Origin of the sequence: Streptomyces sp. NBC_00582 (assembly GCF_036345155.1) — a bacterium.
In the GTDB taxonomy this organism is placed as follows: domain Bacteria; phylum Actinomycetota; class Actinomycetes; order Streptomycetales; family Streptomycetaceae; genus Streptomyces.
The window spans coordinates 732895-757784 of the sequence record NZ_CP107772.1 but is presented as its reverse complement, the minus strand read 5'-3'; the positions used below and the strand labels follow the sequence as shown (position 1 = coordinate 757784).

Sequence of the window (24890 nt, the reverse complement as noted above, 5' to 3'; positions counted from 1 at the left end):
GTGTGGGTATGGCGGCGGTGCAGCTGGCTCGGCACCTGGGCGCGGAGGTGTTCGGTACGGCGAGTGCCGGCAAGTGGGACACGCTGCGGGGTCTGGGCCTGGACGAGGCGCACATCGCCTCGTCCCGCGACACCGGCTTCGAGGCGGCCTTCCTCGCGGCGACCGGTGGCCGGGGTATGGACGTGGTCCTGGACTCGCTGGCGGGTGAGTTCGTGGATGCGTCGCTGCGGCTGTTGCCGCGTGGTGGCCGGTTCCTGGAGATGGGCAAGACCGATGTCCGGGACCCGCAGGTCGTGGCTGCCGAGCATGCGGGTGTGGTTTATCAGGCGTTCGATCTGATGGATGTGGATCCGGAGCGGATCGGCCGGATGCTGGCCGAGTTGGTGGTGTTGTTCGAGGCGGGGGTGCTCAAGCCGCTGCCGGTCACCTGCTGGGATGTGCGGCGGGCTGCGGAGGCGTTCCGGTATCTGTCGCAGGCGCGGCATGTCGGCAAGGTGGTTCTGACCGTTCCGGCGCCGCTGGATCCGGACGGGACGGTGCTGGTGACGGGTGGTACCGGTGGTCTGGGCGCGCTGGTGGCCCGGCGTCTGGTGACCGAGCACGGTGTGAGGCATCTGGTGCTGGCCAGCCGGCGCGGCCTTGATGCGCCGGGCGCGACCGAACTCGTAGCGGAGCTGAGGGGCTTGGGTGCCGAGGTCGAGGTCGCTGCACTGGATGTGGCTGATCGTGACCAGCTCGCCGCGGTGCTCGCCGCGCGTTCGCTGACCGCGGTGGTCCACACGGCGGGTGTCCTCGACGACGGTGTGGTCGCCTCGCTCACCCCCGACCGGCTGGCGAAGGTCATGCGGCCGAAGGTCGATGCCGTCGCGCACCTGCACGAGCTGACGCGCGACGCCGACCTGTCCGCCTTCGTCGTCTTCTCCTCCGTCGCCGGTAGCTTCGGCGGAGCGGGGCAGAGCAACTACGCGGCCGCGAACGCGTTCCTGGACGCTTTCGCGACCATGCGTCGCTCCTCCGGTCTGCCCGCTGTGTCCCTCGCGTGGGGTCCCTGGGCGCCGGGTGCGGGTATGACCGCCGAGCTGGCCGAGGCGGACCTGCGCCGCCTGGCACGGAGCGGAATGCTTCCGCTCGCTCCCGAGCAGGGCCTCGGACTGCTGGACAGCGTGCTGGAGCTGGGCGCGAGCTTGGAACGCGCCGCCGTGCTGCCGGTCCACATGGACATCACGGCGCTGCGCCGACGGGCACCGGAAGACGTCTCTCCGCTGCTGCGGGCTCTCGTTCGCAGCCACGGCCGCCGCAGGGCCGGGCTCGGCACAGGCGGGGACTCCGCGAGCCTGCGGCAGCAGTTGCTCGCCCTTCCGGTGGTCGAGCGTGAGCGCTTCCTGCGGGGCTTCGTCTCGGCGCAGGCGGCCTCCGTGCTCGGGCACGGATCGACACAGCAGGTCGAGGCGGACCACACCTTCAAGGACCTCGGCTTCGACTCGCTCACTTCCGTCGAGCTGCGCAACCGCCTGAACGCGGCCACCGGCATGAGACTTTCCGCCACCCTGGTCTTCGACTACCCGACCCCTGCCGACGTGGCCCGCTTCGTGCTCACGGAGCTGGTGGAGGACGCCGGCTCCGGCACTGCCGACGCCGGCGCGACGCTGCCCGCGCCGACGAGCGTGACCGACGATCCGGTCGTGATCGTCGGCATGGCGTGCCGGTTCCCGGGCGGGGTCGGCTCGCCGGAGGACCTGTGGCGGCTGGTCAGTGAGGGGGGCGACGCGATCGGCGGGTTCCCGTCCGACCGTGGCTGGGACCATGAGCGCCTCTACGACCCCGAGCCGGGCATACCGGGGCGCACCTACGTCCGCGAGGGCGGTTTCCTTCACGACGCCTCGGAGTTCGACGCGGGGCTGTTCGGGATCTCGCCGCGTGAGGCGTTGGCGATGGATCCGCAGCAGCGGTTGCTGCTGGAGACGTCGTGGGAGGTGCTGGAGCGGGCGGGGATCGACCCGGCGACGCTGCGCGGCAGCCGCACCGGTGTCTTCGCCGGCGCCATGGCCCAGGACTACGGCTCCTTCCTCCGCTCGGGCGAGCTCGACTCCGGCGGTTACCTCATGACGGGGAACACCGGCAGCGTGGCCTCGGGCCGTATCGCCTACACCTTCGGTTTCGAGGGTCCTGCGGTCACCGTGGACACGGCGTGTTCGTCGTCGCTGGTCGCCCTGCACCTGGCGGCGCAGGCGCTGCGCTCCGGGGAATGCGATCTGGCCCTGGCCGGTGGTGTGACGGTGATGTCCACGCCGGACACCTTCGTGGAGTTCTCGCGGCAGCGGGGGCTTGCGGTGGACGGGCGGTGCAAGGCGTTCTCGGACGGCGCGGACGGCACGGCCTGGTCGGAGGGTGTGGGCCTGCTGCTGGTGGAGCGGTTGTCGGACGCGCGGCGCAACGGCCATCGTGTGCTCGCGGTGGTGGCGGGTTCGGCGGTCAACCAGGACGGCGCGTCCAATGGTCTGACGGCGCCGAACGGTCCTTCGCAGCAGCGGGTGATCCGGCAGGCGCTGGCGGGTGCCGGGCTGCGGCCCGCCGATGTGGACGCGGTGGAGGCGCACGGCACCGGCACGCCGCTGGGTGACCCGATCGAGGCGCAGGCGCTGCTGGCGACGTACGGCCAGGACCGTGAACAGCCCCTGCTGTTGGGCTCGTTGAAGTCGAACATCGGTCATGCGCAGGCGGCGGCCGGTGTGGGTGGTGTGATCAAGATGGTGATGGCGATGCGGCACGGTGTGCTGCCTCGCACCCTCCACGTGGACGAGCCCTCCTCGCACGTCGACTGGACGGCAGGGGAGATCACCCTGCTGACCGACACCACCGAGTGGCCCGGGTCGGCCGACCGTCCCCGCCGTGCCGGTGTCTCGTCGTTCGGCATCAGCGGTACCAACGCCCACGTCATCCTCGAACAGGCCCCCGCGGACGAGACCGACGAGGACGACAGCCACCCGGACGAGACCAGCAGTCGTAGCGTCCTCATCCCCCTCTCCGCCGCCGAACCCGCGGCCCTGCGCGCCCAGGCCGAGCGCCTGGCGAGTCTCCTGGCCTCGGACACCGAGCTGTCGCACCATGACGTCGCGCTGTCTCTCGCGACGACGCGTTCCGCGCTGGAGCACCGGGCAGCAGTGGTGGCCGCCGACCGGCAGCAGGCCCTGGCCGGTCTCCGTGCCGTGGCCGAGCAGCGGACCGGCGGGCAGGTGATCAGCGGAACCGCGGTGGACGGTGGTGGCCGTACGGCTTTCCTCTTCGCGGGGCAGGGCTCGCAACGGCTCGGCATGGGACGGGAGTTGTACGAGGCGTACCCCGTCTTCACCGATGCCTTCGACGCCGTGGACGCGGAACTGCCGTTCGGGCTGAGGGAGGTGGTGTTCGGTGACGACGCCGACCTGCTGAACCGTACGGAGTTCGCGCAGCCCGCCCTGTTCGCGCTGGAAGTGGCGCTGTTCCGGCTGCTGGAGTCGTGGGGTGTGCGTCCGGACGTGCTCGTCGGGCATTCGATCGGTGAGATCGCGGCGGCGCATGTGGCGGGGGTGTGGTCCCTGGCCGACGCGTGCCGTCTGGTGGTGGCGCGGGGCCGGCTGATGCAGGCGCTTCCGGCCGGTGGGGCGATGGTGTCGCTCCAGGCGTCCGAGGACGAGGTGCTGCCGCTGCTGGCGGGCCGGGAGACCGAGGTCGGCATCGCCGCCCTCAACGGTGCGGAGGCGACCGTGGTCGCGGGCACCGAGGCGGCCGTCGAGGAGATCGCCGCACACTTCCGCGGCCTCGACCGCAAGACCACCCGGCTGCGGGTGAGCCACGCCTTCCACTCCCCGCTGATGGAGCCCATGCTCGCCGAGTTCCGCACGGTCGCCGAGAGCCTCGTCTACGGTCGTCCGCAGCTGACCCTCGTCTCGGCGCTCACCGGCGACCTCGCCGACGTCGACGAGGTGATGACGGCCGACCACTGGGTGCGGCACGTCCGCCACGCCGTGCGGTTCATCGACGCCGTCCGTAGGGTGCGGGACGAAGGAGCGGCGAAGTGGCTGGAGTTGGGGCCGGACGCCACGCTCACCGCGCTGGCGCGGGCCGAGGTGCACGCCGACCCCGCCGAGCAGGCACTCCTCGTGCCCGCGCTGCGCAAGGACCGCGACGAACCCGGGACGCTTCTGAGCGCCGTGGCCGAGCTGTACGCCCGGGGTACCGACCCGCGCTGGCCAGCCGTGTTCGCGGACGGCGGCGCACGCCGGGTCGACCTGCCGACGTACGCGTTCCAGCGGCAGCGCTTCTGGCCGGACGCCCCGAGCGCCACGGCCGGTGACGCGGCCGGGCTCGGGCTCACCGCCGCCGGCCACCCCCTGCTCGGCGCCGAGGTCGCGCTGGCGGAAGGCAGCGGAACCCTGCTCACCGGCAGGCTCTCCCTCAGGACCCACCCGTGGCTGCGGGACCACGCGGTGGCGGGCACGGTCCTCTTCCCGGGCACGGGCTTCCTGGAACTGGCGCTCCAGGCCGGTCTCCGCGTCGGCTGCGCCCGGCTGGCGGACCTGACACTCGAGACGCCGCTGGTGCTCACCGAACACCACGCGGTACGGATCCAGGTCGCCGTGGGCGGCCCGGACGAGTCGGGACGGCGGACCGTGTCCGTCCACTCGCGGGCCGACTCCGCCGACGGTGAGGCCCATGCCGGGACCGGGGGATGGGTGCGTCACGCGGGCGGATTCCTCGACGCGGACCACACCGACGAGGCGGACCGCCCCGCCGACCCGGGTCACTTCGCGATCTGGCCGCCCAAGAACGCGGACTCGGTCCCGCTGCACGGCTTCTACGACCGTCTCGCGGACGAGGGATACAGCTACGGCCCCGTCTTCCAGGGCCTGCGTGCCGTCTGGCGCGAGGGCGAGGACGTCTACGCCGAGGTCGGGCTGCCCGCCGACCTGCAGGACGAGGCCGGGCGCCACGGCCTGCACCCCGCCCTGCTGGACGCCGCGCTGCACGCGTGGCTCGCCGCGGGCCGGGCCACGGCGGACGGCTCCGGCGACGCAACCGCCGGCGGCGGGGTACGGCTGCCGTTCTCCTGGAGCGGCGCCTCGCTGACCGCGGTCGGCGCGTCCGCCGTACGCGTGCGGCTCTCGCCCTTGGACGAGGAGACGATCACCCTCACCCTGGCCGACTCGGAGGGCCGTGACGTGGCCCGCGTCGACGCCCTCACGCTGCGCGAGCTGAGCGGGGACGCACTGGCTCCCGCCGCCGAGGGCCCGGCGACACCGCGTGACGCGCTGTTCCGGCTGGACTGGAGCACGCTGCCCGCCCCGTCCGCTCCCCACCCCCTCCCCGACCGGGAGGCACAGTGGGCCGTCGTCGGACCCGAGATCGCCGGGCTCGGCGAAGCGCCGGCCGGTCACTACCCGGACGTCACGGCGCTGGCCGAGGCGGTCGACGCGGGAACACCCCTGCCGGGTGCGGTGCTCGTCGCCTGCGGCCCCACCGCGATCGGGGGACCGGGCCCGCTGCGGGACCCGCACGACCCCCTCGCGCCGGACGCCGTGGACACCACCAGGACGGTGCTGCACCACGTCCTCTCCCTCGTCCAGGGCTGGCTGGCGGACGACCGTCTCGGCGCCGCCAGACTGGTGCTGGTGACCCGGGGCGCGGTGCCCGCCGACGGCGACCGGGCGCTCACCGACCCGGTGGCCGCCTCCGTCTGGGGGCTCGTCCGCTCCGCGCAGTCGGAGCACCCCGGACGCCTCGTCCTGCTCGACCTGGCCCCCGCCGCACCCGGCGCCACCGAGACGGTCGCCGACGGCGACGGCGGTGCCGGCGAGCGGACCGACCCGGCCCCCGCGCTCGCCTCCGGCGAACCGCAGCTCGCCCTGCGCGGCGACGTCGCGCTCGTGCCCCGGCTGGCCCCGGCCGGCACCGGGGGCGCGCTGCTCCCGCCGCCCGGTGAGCCGGTGTGGCGCCTGGACGTCACCACACCCGGCACCCTCGACAGCCTGGCCCTCGTCGCCTGCCCCGACGTCACCGCGCCGCTCGCCCCCGGCGAGGTGCGCGTGGCGATGCGCGCCACCGGCGTCAACTTCCGCGACGTCCTGGTCTGTCTGGGCATGCTGGATAGGGAGGTGCCCGGCCGCGAGGGCGCGGGCGTGGTCCTGGAGACCGGCCCCGGCGTCACCGGCCTCACGGCCGGCGACCGGGTGCTCGGACTCTTCTCCGGGGCGTACGGCCCGGTCGCGGTGACCGACCACCGGCTGCTCACCCGGCAGCCGGACGACTGGACCTTCACCGAGGCCGCCGCGGCGCCCATCGTCTTCCTCAGTGCCTACCACGGCCTGGTCGACCTCGCGGATCTGCGCCCCGGCGAAGCCGTCCTCGTCCACGCGGGCACCGGCGGCGTCGGCATGGCCGCCGTCCAGCTCGCCCGGCACCTGGGCGCCGAGGTCTTCGCCACCGCCGCCCCCGCCAAATGGGAGACGCTGCGGGCGATGGGCCTGGACGACGACCACATCGCGTCCTCGCGCGACACCGACTTCGAGGCGAAGTTCCTGCGGGTGACCTCCGGCCGAGGCATGGACGTCGTGCTCAACTCCCTGGCCCGGGAACTCATCGACGCCTCGTTCCGGCTGCTGCCGCGCGGCGGCCGCTTCATCGAGATGGGCAAGACCGACCTGCGCGACGCGCCGACCGTCGCCGCCGAGCACCAGGGCGTGGTCTACCGGGCGTTCGACCTCAGGGACGTCGACCCCGACCACACCGCCGAGATGCTGACCGCCGTGCTCGCGCTGTTCGAACAGCGCGCCCTGCGCCCGCTCCCGGTCACCACCTGGGACGTACGGCGGGCCCCCGAGGCCTTCCGCCACCTCAGCCAGGCCCGGCACACCGGCAAGATCGTCCTCACCGTCCCCGAACTGCCCGTCGACCTCGCCCGCACCCCGGCCGACGCCGGACCCGCCGGAGACACCCGAGAGGCCGCACACGACGGAAGCGCCGCAGCGCACCCCCGCCCCCACGGCACCGTCCTCATCACCGGCGGTACCGGCACGCTCGGCGGTCTGTTCGCCCGGCACCTGGTGACCCGCCACGGCGTCCGCCATCTGCTGCTGACCAGCCGCAGCGGCCCCGACGCCCCCGGTGCCGCCGACCTCACCGCGGAACTCACCGGGCTCGGTGCCACCGTCACCGTCACCGCCTGCGACATCGCCGACCGCAACGCCCTGGCCGGCCTGCTCGCGGCGATCCCCGCCGAGCGCCCGCTGACAGCGGTCGTCCACGCGGCCGGCATCCTCGACGACGGCATCCTCGACGCCATGACGCCCGAGCGCGTCGACCGCGTCCTGCGCCCGAAGGCACAGGCCGCGTGGAACCTGCACGAACTGACCCGCGACCTGCCCCTGTCGGCGTTCGTCCTCTTCTCCTCCGTGGCCGCCACCTTCGGCAGCCAAGGGCAGGCCAACTACGCCGCCGCCAACGCCTTCCTCGACACCCTGGCCCAGCACCGCCGGGCCAAGGGACTGCCCGCGCTCTCCCTGGCATGGGGTCTGTGGGAGACCGACGACGGCATGGCGGGCACCCTCGGCGCCGCCGACCTGCGACGCATCGGCCGGATGGGTCTCGCCCCGCTCCCGGCGGAGGAGGGCCTCGCCCTGTTCGACGCGGCCCTCGCCGCCGACCAGGCGCTGCTGCTGCCGACCCGCCTCGACCTGGCCGGGCTGGAACGCCGCGGCGCCGAACCCCCCGCCCTGCTCAAGGCGCTGACCCGGACCCCGGTCCGACGGGCCGCGGCGGACCCCGCCGGCACGGCGAGCGGCACCCAGGACGGCGGAAGCGGTACGCGGCTGTCGTTCACCGAGCAGCTGCGCCCGCTCCCCGCCGAGGAACGACAGCGGGCCGCTCTGGACCTCGTCCGCACCCACACCGCGGCGGTCCTCGGGCACTCCGACCCCGAGGCGGTCGACGCCGACCGGCCGTTCAAGTCGCTGGGCTTCGACTCGCTCACCGCGGTCGAGATGCGCAACCGGCTCGGTACGGCCACCGGCCTCACCCTGCGGGCCACGCTGATCTTCAGCTACCCGACGCCCGCGGTCCTCGCCCGTCACCTGCTGGACCAGTGCGCACCACAGGACGAACGACCGGCCGACGTCCTCCTCGCGGAACTCGACAAGCTCGAGTCCGTCATGGCCGACGCGCACCGCGCGGCCGACGGAGCGGAGCGCGACGACGCGCTGGGCGACAAGGTGACCGCCCGACTGCGCGACCTGCTGACCCGGTGGACGGGCGGCACGGACGGCGCGGACGGCACCACGACGGCCGCGACCGGACTCGAATCCGCGACGGACGACGAGATGTTCGACCTCATCAACAAAGAGCTGGGCATTTCCTGACCCCGACCGACCCCGGACCGCTCAGGACCGACGTCTCCGGATCCCCTCGGGGCTCCTCCTAGGAAGTGGCATCGAATGGCGAGCAACGAAGAGAAGCTGCGGGACTACCTCAAGCTGGTCACGGCCGACCTTCGTCAGACACGCAAACGTCTGCAGGACCTCGAGGAACAGCAGCAGGAACCCGTCGCGATCGTCGCGATGGGCTGCCGCTTCCCCGACGGGGCCGACACCCCCGAGGCACTGTGGCGGCTGCTGGCCTCGGGGACCGACGCCGTCTCCCCGTTCCCGGCCGACCGCGGCTGGGACCTGGACGCGCTGTACGACCCCGACCCCGACCGACCCGGAACCTCGTACGTCCGCGAAGGCGGCTTCCTGCACGAGGCGCCGCTGTTCGACGCCGAGTTCTTCGAGATCTCGCCCCGCGAGGCCCAGGCCATGGACCCACAGCAAAGGCTGCTGCTGGAGACCTCCTGGGAGACCGTGGAGCGCGCCGGCATCCTGCCGGCCTCCCTGCGCGGCTCGTCCACCGGCGTCTTCGTCGGCGCCATCGCCCAGGACTACCTGCCCCGCTCCCACGACTCCCAGGCCGACCTCGGCGGCCATCTGCTCACCGGCAGCACCATCAGCGTCGCCTCCGGCCGGATCGCCTACTCCTTCGGCCTGGAGGGCCCCGCCGTCACGGTCGACACGGCGTGCTCCTCCTCGCTGGTGGCGCTCCATCTCGCCGTACGGTCCCTGCGCTCCGGCGAGTGCGACCTGGCACTCGGCGGCGGCGTGACCGTCATGTCCGGCCCCGAGATGTTCGTCGACTTCGGACGGCAACGCGCGCTCGCCGCCGACGGCCGGTGCAAGGCGTTCTCCGCCGCCGCCAACGGCTTCGGCCCCGCCGAGGGCGTCGGCATGCTGCTCCTCGAACGCCTCTCCGACGCCCGCCGCAACGGCCACCCCGTCCTCGCCGTGATCCGCGGCAGCGCGGTCAACCAGGACGGCGCGTCCAACGGCCTGACCGCCCCCAACGGCCCCGCGCAGGAACGGGTCATCCGCTCGGCCCTGGCCAACGCCGGCCTGTCCGCCGAGGACATCGACGCCATCGAGGCGCACGGCACCGGCACCCCGCTCGGCGACCCCATCGAGGCGGAGGCGCTGCTGGCCACCTACGGCGCCGCCCGCCCCGAGGACCGCCCCCTGTGGCTCGGCTCGGTGAAGTCCAACATCGGACACACCCAGGCGGCCGCCGGAGTCGCCGGCGTCATCAAACTCGTCCTGGCCATGCGCCACGGCCTGCTGCCCCGCACCCTGCACGCCGACGAGCCGTCCCCGCACATCGACTGGACCGCCGCCGAGCTCCGCCTGCTCACCCAGGAGCAGCCCTGGCCCCGCCCCGACGACCGGCCGCGCCGCGCCGCCGTCTCCTCGTTCGGCATCAGCGGCACCAACGCCCACCTGATCGTCGAGGAGGCACCCGCCCCCGAGCCGCTCGACCCGCAGGGCGAGACGGACCGGGCACGCGCCGCGGCCGCTCCCACGACCGGCCCCGACCGGCCGACCGGCGACGAAGGCCCCCTGCCCTGGGTGCTGTCCGCCCGCAGTCGTACCGCACTGCAAGCACAGGCCGCACGCCTGCTCGCACACCTCGACGACGAGCCCCACCCGCACCCCGCCGCCATCGGCCGCGCCCTCGTCACCACCCGCTCCACCTTCGAACACCGGGCCGTGATCACCGGCCGCACCCTCGCCGACCTGCGCACCGGCCTCACCGCCCTGACCTCCGACGAGTCCCACCCCCACACCGTCAAGGGGAGCGTCCGACCCGGCGGACGACTCGCCGTGCTGTTCACCGGCCAGGGCTCCCAACGCCTGGGCATGGGCCGAGAGTTGTACGACACCTACCCCGTCTTCGCCGAAGCCTTCGACGCCGTGGACGCGGAACTCCCCTTCGACCTGCGGGAGGTGGTGTTCGGCGAGGACGCCGACCTGCTGAACCGGACGGAGCACGCCCAACCGGCCCTGTTCGCGCTGGAAGTGGCCCTGTACCGGCTGGCGGAATCATGGGGTGTGCGCCCGGACGTCGTCGCCGGTCACTCGATCGGCGAGATCGCGGCCGCTTACGTGGCGGGGGTGTGGTCGCTGGCGGACGCGTGCCGTCTGGTGGTGGCGCGGGGCAGGCTGATGCAGGCCCTTCCCGCCGGCGGTGCGATGGTGGCGCTCCAGGCCACCGAGGACGAGGTCCTGCCCCTCCTCGGTGACGAAGTGGGCATCGCGGCGGTCAACGGGCCCCAGGCAGTGGTGATCTCCGGTAGGGCGGATGCGGTCGCGGAGATCGCGGACGGCTTCCGCTCCCAGGGCCGCAAGGTCACCCCCCTGCGGGTCAGCCACGCTTTCCACTCCCCGCTGATGGACCCGATGCTCGACGACTTCCGGGCCGTGGCCGAGACCCTCACCTACAGCCCCCCGCGCATCGCCGTGGTCTCCCATGTCACCGGCCGCCTCGCCGACCCCGACGAACTCACCTCCCCCGACTACTGGGTGCGGCACGTCCGCCGCCCGGTCCGCTTCGCCGACGGCGTCCGCACCCTGGCGGAACGCAAGGTGGGCCGACTGCTCGAACTGGGCCCCGACGGCCAGTTGACCGCCCTCGCCCAGAGTTGCCTGGACGGCGGATCCCACGTCTTCGCGACCGCCCTGCGCAAGGACCGGCCCGAGCCCGACACCTTCCTCGCCGCCCTCGCCCGGCTCCACGTCAGCGGTCTCCCGGTCCGCTGGGAGACGGCGTTCGCCCACGACGAGCGGACGGTCCCCGGCGAGCAGGTCCCCCTGCCGACCTACGCGTTCCAGCGGCGCCGCTTCTGGTCCCGGGACGCAGGATCGGCACACGGGGATCTGGGTGCGGTGGGGCTGGGTGCGGCGGGGCATCCGTTGGTGGGTGCCGCGGTGGAGTTGGCCGGTGGGGACGGTGTGTTGTTGACGGGTCGGTTGTCGGTGGGTGCGCAGGAGTGGTTGCGTGATCATGTGGTGGGGGGTGTGGTGGTGTTTCCGGGGACGGGGTTCCTGGAGTTGGCGTTGCGGGCTGGTGAGCAGGTGGGTTGTGGCGGGGTGGAGGATCTGACGATCGCGGCGCCGTTGGTGGTGCCGGAGCGTGGTGGGGTTCGGGTTCAGGTGCGGGTGGGTGCGGCGGACGACGCCGGCCGGCGCACGCTGGAGATCCACTCCCGTGCCGACGACGCCCTCGACTCCGATCCGTGGACCCTCCATGCGACCGGCGCGCTCTCCGAGACCTCGGACACGCCGCCTGTCGACCGTTTCGATTTCGGTGTGTGGCCGCCGCGGGATGCGGTGGTGGTGCCGGTCGAGGGGGTGTATGAGCGTTTCGCGGGGCTGGGTCTGTCGTACGGGCCTGTGTTCCGGGGGTTGCGTGGGGTGTGGCGGCGTGGGGACGAGGTGTTCGCCGAGGTGGGGTTGCCGGAGGAGCAGGAAGGGGTTGCGGAGCGGTTCGGGGCGCATCCGGCGTTGGTGGATGCGGCGTTGCATGCGGTGGGCTTCACGTCGGTGTTGGGTGATGGGCGGGCGCGGTTGCCGTTCTCGTGGTCGGGTGTGTCGTGGTGGGCTGCGGGTGCGCGTGGGTTGCGTGTGCGGATGGTGGTGGTAGGGTCGGATGCGGTGGCGTTGGAGTTGGCGGATCCGGCGGGTGGGTTGGTGGCGTCGGTGGAGTCGCTGGTGTTGCGGGAGGCTTCGGGTGACCTGGTGGCGGTGGACAACGGTCACGTCGACCACCTCTTCCAGACCGACTGGGTGAAGATCCCCGCGAGCCCGGGCCCCGTCCCGGCGCCTGTCCGTACCGCCCTGCCGGAACCCGACGAGACCCTGCCCGCCGATGTGCTCGTTCGAGTCGAGCGCCCGGCCGACGACACGGCCGAGTCCGCCCACACGATGACCCGGCAGGTGCTCGGCCTCCTCACCGAGTGGCTGGCGGAGGAGCGGTTCGAGGGTGGCCGTCTGGTGGTCGTCACCGAGGGTGCGGTGGCGTGGGACGGCGCGGCGGTGGATCCGGTGCTGTCGGCGGTGTGGGGTCTGGTGCGGTCGGCGCGGGCGGAGAATCCGGGGCGGTTCGCGCTGCTCGACGTGGACGGCACGGACGAGTCGTGGGCCGTGGTGAACGGTGCGCTGGCCTCCGGCGAGTCCGAGTACGCGGTACGTGCGGGGGGCGTCTTCGTTCCGCGTCTGGTGCGTGCGGTGTCGGACGCGGGGCTGGCGGTTCCGGCGGGGGAGTCTGCGTGGCGGCTGGACATCGCGGAGAAGGGGACGCTGGAGGGCCTGGCGTTGCGGGGGGTTTCCTCGGACGAACTGGCGGAGCAGCAGGTTCGTATCGCCGTGCGTGCGGCGGGTGTCAACTTCCGTGATGTGCTGAACACGCTGGGCATGTACCCCGGCGACGCGAAGGACTTCGGTCTGGAGGGTGCGGGTGTGGTCACCGAGGTCGGCCCGGGTGTTTCGGGGCTGGCGGTCGGTGACCGGGTGATGGGCCTGTTCTCGGGTTCGTTCGGGCCGGTGGCGGTGGCGGATGCGCGGAAGGTGGCGCGTATTCCGGCGGGTTGGACGTTCGCTGAGGCGGCGTCGGCGCCGGTGGTGTTCCTGACGGCGTACCACGCGCTGACCGAGCTCGGCTCGGTGCGGTCGGGCGAGTCGGTGCTGGTGCATGCGGCGGCCGGTGGTGTGGGTATGGCGGCGGTGCAGCTGGCTCGGCACCTGGGCGCGGAGGTGTTCGGTACGGCGAGTGCCGGCAAGTGGGACACGTTGCGGGGTCTGGGCCTGGACGAGGCGCACATCGCCTCGTCCCGCGACACCGGCTTCGAGGCGGCCTTCCTCGCGGCCACCGGTGGCCGGGGCATGGACGTCGTCCTGGACTCGCTCGCCGGGGAATTCGTGGATGCCTCCCTGCGGCTGCTGCCGCGTGGTGGCCGGTTCCTGGAGATGGGCAAGACCGATGTCCGGGACCCGCAGGTCGTGGCTGCCGAGCATGCGGGTGTGGTTTATCAGGCGTTCGATCTGATGGATGTGGATCCGGAGCGGATCGGCCGGATGCTGGCCGAGTTGGTGGTGTTGTTCGAGGCGGGGGTGCTCAAGCCGCTGCCGGTCACCTGCTGGGATGTGCGGCGGGCTGCGGAGGCGTTCCGGTATCTGTCGCAGGCGCGGCATGTCGGCAAGGTGGTTCTGACCGTTCCGGCGCCGCTGGATCCGGACGGGACGGTGCTGGTGACGGGTGGTACCGGTGGTCTGGGCGCGCTGGTGGCCCGCCGTCTGGTGACCGAGCACGGCGTACGGCATCTGCTGCTGGCCAGCCGGCGCGGCCTCGACGCGCCGGGCGCGACCGAACTCATAGCGGAACTCGGGAGCTTGGGTGCCGAGGTCGAGGTCGCTGCACTGGATGTGGCTGATCGTGACCAGCTCGCCGCGGTGCTCGCCGCGCGTTCGCTGACCGCGGTGGTCCACACGGCGGGTGTCCTCGACGACGGTGTGGTCGCCTCGCTCACCCCCGACCGGCTGGCGAAGGTCATGCGGCCGAAGGTCGATGCCGTCGCGCACCTGCACGAGCTGACGCGCGACGCCGACCTGTCCGCCTTCGTCGTCTTCTCCTCCGTCGCCGGTAGCTTCGGCAGCCCGGGACAGGCGAACTACGCCGCCGCGAACGCGTTCCTGGACGCTTTCGCGACCATGCGTCGCTCCTCCGGCCTGCCCGCGACCGCACTCGCCTGGGGCCCCTGGGCGCCGGGCGCGGGTATGACCGCCGAGCTGACCGAGGCGGACCTGCGCCGCATGGCACGCGAGGGCATGCAGCCCCTTGCTCCCGAGCAGGGCCTCGGGTTGTTCGATGCCGCGCTGAAGATCGGCCCGGCACTCGAACGGGCGGCGGTGCTGCCGATCAATCTCGACCTCGCAGTGCTCCGCAGGCGAGGCCAGGTCCCTGATCTGCTGCGCTCGCTCGTGCGTGCGCCCGGGCGCCGGGCTGCTGAGGCACGGGCGGCGGTCGGAGGGGCGGCCGACCTCGGCCGCAAGGTCAGAGAGCTTCCCGAGACCGAGCGGGAGAAATTCCTGCTGGACCTGGTGTGCGGACAGGCCGCCGCCGTCCTGGGCCACGCGTCCGCCGCCGACCTGGAGGCCGAGCAGGCTTTCAAGGCCCTCGGTTTCGACTCGCTGACCTCGGTGGAGCTCCGTAATCGCGTGAGCGCCGCCACCGGCATGAGGCTCCCCGCCACGCTGGTCTTCGACTACCCGACCCCGGCCGCCCTGGCCCGGTACCTCCTGTCCGAGGTGTCGGACGGGGACGAGACCGACGACACGGCGTCCGTACTGCCCGCGCCGACGAGTGTGACCGACGATCCGGTCGTGATCGTCGGCATGGCGTGCCGTTTCCCGGGCGGGGTGGGTTCGCCCGAAGACCTGTGGCGGCTGGTGAGCGAGGGTGGCGACGCGATCGGCGGGTTCCCCACAGACCGTGGGTGGGATCTCGACGGGCTCTACGATCCCGAGCCGGGCACGGTCGGTCGTACCTACGTCCGTGAGGGCGGTTTCCTCTATGACGCCGCCCTGTTCGATTCCACGCTCTTCGGCATCTCGCCGCGTGAGGCATTGGCGATGGATCCGCAGCAGCGGTTGCTGCTGGAGACGTCGTGGGAGGTGCTGGAGCGGGCCGGGATCGACCCGGCGACCCTGCGGGGCAGCCGTACCGGTGTCTTCGCCGGCGCGATCACCCAGGACTACGGCTCCTGCATGCGCGCCGGGGAACACGACTCCGACGGCTATCTGCTGACCGGTTCGACGGGCAGTGTGGCTTCGGGCCGTATCGCGTACACCTTCGGTTTCGAGGGTCCTGCGGTGACGGTCGATACGGCGTGTTCGTCGTCGCTGGTGGCCCTGCACCTGGCGGCGCAGGCGCTGCGCTCGGGTGAGTGCGATCTGGCGCTGGCCGGTGGTGTGACGGTGATGGCCGGTCCGGAGATGTTCGTGGAGTTCTCGCGGCAGCGGGGGCTTGCGATGGATGGCAGGTGCAAGGCGTTCTCGGACGGCGCGGACGGCACGGCCTGGTCCGAGGGTGTGGGCCTGCTGCTGGTGGAGCGCCTGTCGGACGCCCGACGCAACGGCCATCGTGTGCTCGCGGTGGTGGCTGGTTCGGCGGTCAACCAGGACGGCGCGTCCAACGGTCTGACCGCGCCGAACGGTCCTTCGCAGCAGCGGGTGATCCGGCAGGCGCTGGCGGGTGCCGGGCTGCGGCCCGCCGATGTGGACGCGGTGGAAGCACACGGCACCGGCACACCGCTGGGTGACCCGATCGAGGCGCAGGCGCTGCTGGCGACCTACGGCCAGGACCGTGAACAGCCCCTCCTGTTGGGCTCGTTGAAGTCGAACATCGGTCATGCGCAGGCGGCGGCCGGTGTCGGTGGTGTGATCAAGATGGTGATGGCGATGCGGCACGGTGTGCTGCCCCGCACCCTCCACGTGGACGAGCCCTCCTCGCACGTCGACTGGACGGCAGGGGAGATCACCCTGCTGACCGACACCACCGAGTGGCCCGGGTCGGCCGACCGTCCCCGCCGTGCCGGTGTCTCGTCGTTCGGCATCAGTGGCACCAACGCCCACGTCATCCTCGAACAGGCCCCCGACACGGAGACCATCCCCGGTACGGACGAGGGGCAGACGCGCCCGGGAGTCCTGCCGTGGGTGCTGTCCGCGGCCGGCACTGGACTGCCCGCCCAGGCCGAGAGCCTGGCGGCCTTCGTAGAAGCACAACCCGACCTCTCCCTCGCCGATGCCGCCTTCGCGCTGGCCACCACACGCACCGTCCTGGAGCACCGAGCGGTCGTCCTGGCCGCCGACCGGGACGAACTGCTGAGGGGGTTGCGCGCGCTGACGGAGGGCTCCGACGCCCCAGGGCTGACGCGGGCGGGGAAGACGGCTCTGCTCTTCGCCGGACAGGGTTCCCAACGCCTCGGGATGGGGCGGGAGTTGTACGACGCCTACCCGGTGTTCGCCGAGGCTTTCGATGCCGTGGACGCGGAACTGCCCTTCGATCTGCGGGAGGTGGTGTTCGGTGAGGACGCCGAGCGTCTGAATCGCACGGAGTTCACGCAGCCCGCTCTGTTCGCCCTCGAAGTGGCGCTGTTCCGGCTGCTGGAGTCGTGGGGTGTGCGTCCGGACGTCCTCGCCGGGCATTCGATCGGTGAGATCGCGGCCGCGCATGTGGCGGGGGTGTGGTCGCTGGCGGACGCGTGCCGTCTGGTGGTGGCGCGGGGCCGGCTGATGCAGGCCCTTCCCGCGGGCGGTGCGATGGTGGCGCTCCAGGCGTCCGAGGACGAGGTGCTGCCCCTCCTCGACGACGAGGTCGGCATCGCCGCGGTCAACGGACCCCAGGCCGTGGTGATCTCGGGCGCTGCGCCCGCGGTCGAGGAGATCGCGGAGGGCTTCCGCGCACAGGGCCGCAAGGTCACCGCGCTGCGGGTCAGCCATGCCTTCCACTCGCCGCTGATGGAGCCGATGCTCGCGGACTTCCGCAAGGTCGCGGAGGGGCTGACGTACGAGCGGCCGAAGCTTCCCCTGGTGTCGACGGTGACGGGTGAGGCGGCCACCGCCGAGGAGTTGATGTCGGCGGACTACTGGGTCAGTCATGTGCGCCGCCCGGTGCGTTTCGCCGACGCCGTGCGGACTCTCGCCGGCCAGAACGTCACCCGCTCCCTCGAGCTCGGTCCGGACGGCACCCTGACCGCCCTCGCGCAGGCCTCCCTCGACGACACCGAGGGCACGGTCCTCGTGCCGGTGCTGCGCAAGGACCGGCCCGAGGCACCGGCCGCCCTCGCCGCCCTCGCCACGCTGTTCACCGCGGGCGCCGACGTGAACTGGCGTGCCGTCCTGCCCGCCCGCGGTGCCGACGCCGTGGAGCTGCCGACGTACGCCTTCCAGCGGAAGCGGTTCTGGCCCGAGGCGTCGCACAGCCGTCCCGGCGACCTGGCCGCCGCCGGTCTCGACGCCGCCGGGCACCCGCTGCTCGGCGCCGCCGTGGAACTCGCCGACGGGGGAGCGGTGTTGACCGGGCGCGTCGCGCTGAACTCCCACCCGTGGCTGCGGGACCACGACGTCCTGGGCGCGGTGGTCTTCCCGGGGACGGGCTGGGCCGAGCTGGCACTGCGCGCCGGTGACCAGGTGGGTTGCACCAGGGTCGAGGAGCTGACGATCGCGAGGCCGCTGCTGGTGCCGGAGCAGGGCATGGTCCGCCTGCGGGTCACGGTCGGCGAGGCCGACGACACGGGACGCCGCACGGTGGAGGTGCACTCACGCCCCGAGGACGCCTCGGACCACACACCGTGGGTGCTGCACGCCGACGGTCTGCTCGCTTCGGACACGGCGGCGGAGGCACCCACGGGCGCCGGATCCGACCTTGCCGTCTGGCCCCCGCAGGGTGCCGAGCCCCGCCCCGTGGCCGACGTGTACGACCGGTTCGCCGCCGCCGGGCTGGCGTACGGGCCGGTGTTCCAGGGGCTGCGCACCGTGTGGCGGCGGGGCGACGAGGTGTTCGCCGAGGTCGTCCTGCCGGAGGAGCACGAGGGGCTCGCGGGCCGTTTCGGAGTGCACCCCGCGCTGCTGGACTCAGCCCTGCACGCCGTCCTCTTCGGTCCCCTCGGTGACGCGGGCGCCGGACGACTGCCCTTCTCCTGGCGCGGGCTGTCGCTGCACGCGTCCGGGGCCCGCGCCCTGCGGGTGCGGGTGGCTCCGGCCGGCCCCGACGCGGTGTCCCTGCACGTGGCCGACCCGTCGGGTGGCGCGGTCGCGACGGTCGAATCGCTGGTCCTGCGCGAGGTGCCCACCGAGGGGGTGGGCGACGCCTCCTCCGTGGGCGCGGGCGCCTCCGCCGGAACGTACGTGATCGACTGGACGCCCCTGCGGTCGGCGGCCCTGCCCTCGGCTCCGCCCCCTTCCGGGACGGCCCTGACCGCGGACGGCCGTACGGTCCTGCTGACGGACCACGCGGCCCCCGACGACCACCCGACCGCCGTACACCCAGTCGTCCCCGCCCGTACCTGGTCGGAGCTGACCCGAGCCGTGCACGACGGCGACCCCGTCCCCGAGACCGTGCTGCTGCCGTGGAGCGGGCCGGCCGACGCCTCGCTGTGCGGCTCCGCCGCCGCGGCCCACGCCGTCACCGCCGCCGCGCTCACCTTCGTACAGGAGTGGCTGGCGGCCGACGAACTCGCGGAGGCCCGGCTCGTCGTCGTCACCCGGGGAGCGGTGGCAGCGCGGCCGAACGAGGAGTCCGATCCGGCGCTGGCCGCTCTGTGGGGTCTCCTGCGCTCGGCCCGCACGGAGAACCCCGGCCGTATCGCGCTGGCCGACCTGGACGGCACGCCGGGGTCCTGGAACACACTGGTCGCGCTTCTCACCGGACCGGATCTCCCCGCCGCCGAAGCCGAACTGGTCGTCCGAGGCGACGAGATACTCGTACCCCGCTTGGTCCACGCCCCCCTGCCCAGCCCCTCCTCACCCGCCCCCACCGGTGGCGAGAGCGCCTCGCGGCGCCTCGCGGACGGCACCGTCCTCGTCACCGGCGGCACCGGCGGCCTGGGCGCCCTGGTCGCGCGTCACCTCGTCACCGAGCACGGCGTACGCCACCTGCTGCTGGCCGGCCGACGCGGACCCGAGGCGCCGGGCGCGGACGAACTCACCACGGCGCTCACCGCGTTGGGCGCCGACGTCACCGTCGCTGCCTGTGACGTGGCCGACCGGCAGGCCCTGGAGAGCCTGCTGGCGTCGGTCCCGGACGACCGCCCGCTGAGCGGAGTGATCCACACCGCCGGTGTCGTCGACGACGGCGTACTCGCCTCGCTGACCGAGGAACGACTGCTCACGGTGCTGCGTCCCAAGGCGGACGCGGCCGCGCACCTCGACGCGCTCACCCGTGACCTGGACCTGGCCGCGTTCGTGCTGTTCTCCTCGGTGTCGGCCACCTTCGGCGGCGCCGGACAGGCCAACTACGCCGCGGCCAACGCCTACCTGGACGCCCTCGCCCGGTGCCGTCGCAACCTCGGTCTGCCCGCGGTCTCACTCGCCTGGGGCCCCTGGGCTCCAGGCGCGGGCATGACCGCCGAGCTGACCGAAGCGGACCTGAAGCGCATGGCACGCGGCGGCGTACGACCGCTCGCCGCCGAGCAGGGCCTCGCGGTGCTCGACGCCGTGCTCCGGGACCGCGAACCCGCCTTCCTCCTCCCCGTCGACCTCGACCTCCGGGCGCTGCGCGAACTCCCCGACCCGCCCGCGCTGGTACGAGGGCTGGTGCGCGACCCCGCCCGGCGCACCGCGTACACCGGCGGTCACGGCACCGGTGGCGACGAGCTGCGCGCCCGGCTGCTGGCCCTGCCCTCCGCCGAGCGCGAACCGTTCCTGCTGGAACTGGTCTCCGGCCTGGTGGCCCATGTGCTCGGACACGCCTCCGCCACCGACGTGGAGCCGGGCCAGGCGTTCAAGACACTGGGCTTCGACTCACTGACCTCGGTCGAGCTCCGCAACCGCGTCAACGCCACCACCGGGCTGCGCCTGCCCGCCACGCTGGTGTTCGACCACCCCTCGCCCCTCGCGCTCGCCCGGCACCTGCTGACCGCGCTCGCCGGCGACACAGCCGAGGCCCGGGGCGCGGGGCTGCCCGCCTGGAAGGGCACGGACGACGACCCCGTGGTCATCGTCGGCATGGCCTGCCGGTTCCCCGGCGGCGTCGAGTCGCCCGAGGACCTGTGGCGACTGGTCAGCGAGGGCGGCGACGCGATCGGTGACTTCCCGACCGACCGCGGATGGGACCTGGAGGAGCTGTACGACCCCGAGCCCGGCCGGCTGGGCACGACCTACGTCCGGCGAGGCGGTTTCCTCTACGACGCGGCGGACTTCGACGCCGGACTCTTCGGGATCTCGCCGCGCGAGGCACTGGCGATGGACCCGCAGCAGCGGCTGCTGCTGGAGGTGTCCTGGGAGGTCCTGGAACGGGCCGGCATCGACCCGACCGCACTGCGCGGCAGCCGCACCGGGGTGTTCGCCGGTGTCATGGGCCAGGACTACAACTCCTGCCTGCGCGAGGGGGAGCACGACTCCGACGGCTACCTGCTCACCGGCAACACCAGCAGCGTCCACTCCGGCCGTATCGCCTACACCTTCGGCCTGGAGGGCCCGGCGATGACGGTCGACACCGCCTGCTCCTCCTCCCTGGTCACCCTGCATCTGGCCGCGCAGTCGCTGCGGTCCGGCGAGTGCGATCTCGCCCTCACCGGCGGTGTCATGGTGATGTCCACGCCGGACACCTTCGTCGACTTCAGCCAGCAGCGTGGCCTCGCCTCCGACGGCCGCTGCAAGTCCTTCGGTGCCGGAGCCGACGGCACCGCCTGGTCCGAGGGCATCGGCATGCTGGTGCTGGAGCGCCTGTCGGACGCGCGGCGCAACGGTCATCGCGTGCTCGCGGTGGTGGCGGGTTCGGCGGTCAACCAGGACGGCGCCTCCAACGGCCTGACCGCCCCCAACGGTCCCTCGCAGGAGCGCGTGATCCGGCAGGCGCTGGCGGGTGCCGGTCTGCGGCCCGCCGATGTGGACGCGGTGGAGGCGCACGGTACGGGGACGCCGCTGGGTGACCCGATCGAGGCGCAGGCGCTGCTGGCGACCTATGGCCAAGACCGCGAACAGACCCTGTGGATGGGCTCGTTGAAGTCCAACATCGGTCACACGCAGGCGGCGGCCGGTGTCGGTGGTGTGATCAAGATGGTGATGGCGATGCGGCACGGAGTCCTGCCGCGCACCCTGCACGCCGAGGAGCCGTCGCCCTTCGTCGACTGGTCGGCCGGCGACATCACGCTGCTCACGGAGAACAGGCCGTGGCCTGAGCCGGAGGAGCGTCCCCGGCGCGCAGGCGTGTCGTCCTTCGGTATCAGCGGCACCAACGCCCACGTCATCATCGAGCAGTCACCCGACACGGACACCCCCGAACCGGCCCCGGTGCCGGATGAGCGGCTCCTCACTCCGATCGCGCTGTCCGCCGCTTCCGAGGGCGCTCTGCGCGGCCAGGCCGAACGGCTGTGGGCTCACCTCGACGCCGACCCCGGACTGCGCCTGAGCGACCTCGGCCTCTCGTCGACCCTCCGGCCCTGGCTGGAGCACCGCGCCGTCGTCCTGGGCACCGACCGCGCCGAAGTGCTGCGTGGACTGCGCGCACTGGCGATCGGCGAGCACGACACCACCGTCCTCACCGGCACACCCGGCCGCTCGGGCCGACGGCTCGCCTTCCTGTTCGCGGGCCAGGGCTCGCAACGCCTGGGCATGGGCGGGGAGTTGTACGCCACATATCCCGTCTTCGCCGAGGCCTTCGACGCGGTGGACGCGGAACTCCCCTTCGATCTGCGGGAGGTGGTGTTCGGTGAGGACGCCGACCTGCTGAACCGCACGGAGTTCACCCAACCGGCCCTGTTCGCCCTCGAAGTGGCGCTGTTCCGGCTGCTGGAGTCGTGGGGTGTGCGTCCGGACGTCCTCGCCGGGCATTCGATCGGTGAGATCGCGGCCGCTCACGTCGCCGGGGTGTGGTCGCTGGCGGACGCGTGCCGTCTGGTGGTGGCGCGGGGCCGGCTGATGCAGGCCCTTCCCGCCGGCGGTGCGATGGTGGCGCTCCAGGCCACCGAGGACGAGGTGCTGCCCCTCCTCGGCGACGAGGTGGGCATCGCCGCGGTCAACGGCCCCCAGGCCGTGGTGATCTCCGGTACGGAGTCCGCGGTCGAGGAGATCGCGGAGGGCTTCCGCGTCCAGGGCCGCAAGGTCACGGCGTTGCGGGTGAGCCACGCCTTCCACTCGCCGCTCATGGAGCCGATGCTGGAGGACTTCCGGGTGGTGGCCGAGGGGCTGTCGTACGGGCTGCCGCGGATACCGGTCGTGTCGACGGTCACGGGTGAGGCGGCGACGGTCGAGGAGCTGACGTCGTCGGATTACTGGGTGGAGCATGTGCGTCGGCCGGTGCGGTTCGCGGCTGCGGTGGGGTGTCTGGACGGGCAGGGTGTCTCCCGGTTCGTGGAGCTGGGTGCGGACGGCACGTTGACCGCGCTGGCCCAGGCCGGTCTCGAGGGTGACGCGGAGGGGCGCCTGCTGACCCCGGCCCTGCGCAAGGACCGCTCCGAGACCCACTCGATCCTCTCCGCGATCGCGCGGCTGCATCTGCACGGCGGCCAGGTGGACTGGCGGGCCGTCTTCGCTCCGGCCGGGGCCACCGTGGTGGACCTGCCGACCTACGCCTTCGAGCGTGAGCGCTTCTGGCCCGAGGGCGCGCGGCTGGGAGGCCAGTCGACGGCGGGCTCCGCCGACCGCGCGGACGCCGGGTTCTGGACCGCGGTCGAGCGGGGCGACGCCCGTACGCTGGCCGACTCGCTCGGCGTGGCACCGGACGCGCTGGACGGGCTGTTGCCGGCGCTGTCGTCGTGGTGGCGCGGACAGCAGGAGCAGTCCAGGGTCGACGACTGGCTCTACGGCATCACGTGGAAGCCGCTCGGCGCGGTGTCCGGCGGCGCGCTGCCGGGCCGCTGGCTGGCCGTGCTGCCCGCCGGGCCGGCGGAAGACACCTGGAGCGATGCCGTGCTGGAGGGTCTCGCTGCGTACGGCGCCGAGTTGGTGCCGGTCGTGTACGAGCCCGGCACCGACCGGGTCGCGCTGGCCTCGCTGCTGGTCACGGCGGCCGGGGAGGAGCCTCTCGCCGGTGTCCTGTCCTTCCTCGGTGTGCCCGGGCCGCACGGCGAGCACGCCGCGGACGTCGGGCGCCCGGACGCCGGTGACGGTGTTCCGGTCGGCCCCGCCGCCACCGCCGTACTCCTGCAAGCGCTGGGCGATGCCCACCTCGCGGCGCCGCTGTGGGCGCTGACCAGGGGGGCGGTCTCGGTGAACCGGTCCGACCGGGCGCCCGACCCGGCGCAGGGCGCGGTATGGGGACTGGGCCGGGTCGCGGCGCTGGAGCACCCGGAAACCTGGGGTGGTCTGGTCGACCTGCCCGAGGCCGTGGACCGGCGCACCGCGGGCCGTCTCGTCGGCGTCCTCGCGGGCCGCTCGGGAGAGGACCAGGTGGCGATCCGGGCGACCGGTGTCTTCGGGCGACGGCTCGGCCGGACGGCACCCGGCGACCTCGGCGCGGGATGGCGTCCCTCGGGCACCGTGCTGATCACGGGCGGGACGGGCGCGCTGGGCGCCCGGGTGGCCCACTGGGCCGCCGCGCAGGGCGCCGAGCACCTCGTCCTGATCAGCCGACGCGGCCTCGACGCGCCCGGTGCGCCGGATCTGCGCGACGAACTCGCCGCCTCGGGCGTACGGGTGACCGTGGCCGCCTGCGACGCGGCCGACCGGGACGCTCTCGCGGCGCTGCTGGCCGAGCATCCCGTGGACGCGGTGGTGCACACGGCGGGCGTCCTCGACGACGGGCTCGTGGAGGCGCTCACCGCGGAGCGTTTCGCGGCCGTCCTGCGCGCCAAGGCCGTCGCCGCGCACAACCTCGACGTGCTGACCCGGGACCGGGAGCTGTCGGCTTTCGTGCTGTTCTCCTCCTTCGCGGGTTCCGTCGGATCGCCGGGCCAGGGCAACTACGCCGCCGCCAACGCCTACCTGGACACCCTCGCCGAGCGGCGCGGGGCGGCCGGGCTTCCGGCCACGTCCGTGGCCTGGGGGCCGTGGGCACAGGACGGCATGGCGGCCGACGGCGGTGTCGAGGAGTATCTGCGCCGCCGCGGCCTCACCGGACTCGACGCCGAGCCCGCCCTGGTGGCGATGGAGCGACTGGTGGGCGCCGGCGATCCGGCCGGCGTGGTGGCACGGGTCGACTGGACGCGGTTCGCCCCCGCGTTCACCGCCGGACGCGGTACCGCCCTGCTGGGAGAGATCCCGGAGGCCGAGACCGCGCTGCGGGACGTCGCGTCCGGGGCGGACGCCGACGCGCTGCGGCAGCGGCTGGCCGGCCTGGGAGCCGACGAACGTCCTGCGGCGCTGGTCGAGTTGGTGCGCGAGCAGGCGGCCGTGGTCCTGGGACACGCCAGGTCCGACGCGGTGGATCCGGGCCGCGCGTTCCGGGAGGCCGGGTTCGACTCGCTGACCGCGGTGGAGCTGCGCAACCGGCTCGGCGCGGCCACCGGACTCCGGCTGCCGGCGACCCTGGTGTTCGACTACCCGGCGCCGGTGGACATCGCGCGGTATCTGGGCGCCGAACTCCTGGGCTCGGAAGAGGGGCGGGCCGGGACGTCCGGGGTCGTCGCCGAGATCGACCGGCTGGCGGGGGTCCTCGCGACCGAGGCCGGGGGCGGCGGCGAGGCCCACCCGGAGATCACGGCGAAGCTGCGTGGACTGCTGGCGATGTGGACCGGCGCCGACACCGCCGACGAGACGGACGACGCGATCGCCGAACTGGACGGGGCCACGGACGACGAGATGTTCGACCTGATCGACAAGGAATTCGGGATCTGACCACCC

At 73.2% G+C, this 24890-nt stretch carries 2 protein-coding genes; both read left to right on the top strand.

Annotated features, from left to right (window positions below):
- The first annotated feature begins 8 nt into the window (after positions 1-8).
- Positions 9-8390 (top strand): SDR family NAD(P)-dependent oxidoreductase, encoded by an 8382-nt coding sequence (locus OG852_RS03320; RefSeq protein ID WP_330347003.1) that lies wholly within the window; start codon positions 9-11, stop codon positions 8388-8390.
- A 75-nt stretch (positions 8391-8465) separates the two neighbouring features.
- Positions 8466-24884, top strand: a complete 16419-nt coding sequence (locus tag OG852_RS03315) for a type I polyketide synthase (protein WP_330347002.1) — start codon at positions 8466-8468, stop codon at positions 24882-24884.
- Positions 24885-24890 lie beyond the last annotated feature (6 nt).